The organism is Streptomyces chisholmiae, from assembly GCF_031845445.1.
GTDB lineage: Bacteria > Actinomycetota > Actinomycetes > Streptomycetales > Streptomycetaceae > Streptomyces > Streptomyces chisholmiae.
This window is the reverse complement of record NZ_JAVREO010000312.1, coordinates 1-381: the sequence shown is the minus strand read 5'-3', so window position 1 is coordinate 381 and position 381 is coordinate 1. Positions and strand designations below refer to the sequence as shown.

Below are 381 nucleotides of genomic sequence, written 5' to 3'. Positions count from 1 at the left end.
CGAGCCGTCCCGAGCCGTCCCGCGTCGTCCCGTGCCGGGAACGGCCGAAGCCCCGTGCCAGGGACACGGGGCTTCGGGGTGGAGCGGAGGCGGAGGGATTTGAACCCTCGATGGGCTTTAAGACCCAAACCGCATTAGCAGTGCGGCGCCATAGACCGGACTAGGCGACGCCTCCTCCACACACCTCGCGCGGACGCGAGTGGTGCGTGCAGATGATGACACAGTCGAACGTCGTGCCACCAATCGGCGACCACGTTACTCGCCATGCGGGGGCCAGGGCAAAGCACTACGGCGTGGTGGCGCAACGTCCGGGCGGGAGGCGCGTTAGAGAGGCGTGGGGGCTTCGGCCTCCGTCGGTCGGGAGTGCGGGAGCGGTCGGCC

General features: G+C 69.3%; 1 tRNA gene. It reads right to left on the bottom strand.

From position 1 onward, the window contains the following. Positions 1–84 precede the first annotated feature (84 nt). Positions 85–175: transfer RNA gene (locus RM844_RS33355), tRNA-Ser, on the bottom strand. Positions 176–381: the final 206 nt, after the last annotated feature.